Source organism: Shimia litoralis, assembly GCF_005518135.1.
Taxonomy (GTDB): domain Bacteria; phylum Pseudomonadota; class Alphaproteobacteria; order Rhodobacterales; family Rhodobacteraceae; genus Shimia_E; species Shimia_E litoralis.
Genome location: NZ_SULI01000083.1, coordinates 1 through 363, shown reverse-complemented (window position 1 = coordinate 363; position 363 = coordinate 1). Strand labels below are relative to the sequence as shown.

General features: G+C 62.5%; 1 protein-coding gene. It reads left to right on the top strand.

What is annotated here, in order from left to right; all coding sequences use genetic code 11:
* Positions 1 to 44 precede the first annotated feature (44 nt).
* Positions 45 to 363 (top strand): VCBS domain-containing protein (locus FAP39_RS17430; RefSeq protein ID WP_246059254.1); only part of this gene is annotated, 319 nt, incomplete at its 3' end.

The following is a 363-nucleotide window of genomic DNA, read 5'->3' as shown; positions in this document are numbered from 1 at the left end:
TGAAGACCGGTGACCAGATCACCGATACGCTCACCGTTTCCACCGTGGACGGCACGACCAAGCAGATTCAGATCACGATTCACGGGACGAATGACGCGCCGGTTCTGAGTGCGGCAACGGCCTCGGCAACCGAGGACGGTCAGTCCGTGACGGGACAAGTGTCGGGCACGGATGTGGATAGCGGTGACACGCTGGCCTATTCACTCGGACAAGCCGCACCCGCGGGTTTCACGTTCAATGCCGACGGCTCCTGGAGCTTTGATCCGACGGATGCGGCCTATCAACACCTCGCCGCTGGCGCGACGCAGCAGGTGACAGTGCCGGTGACGGTCACCGACAGCACAGGTGCAACGGACACCGAGA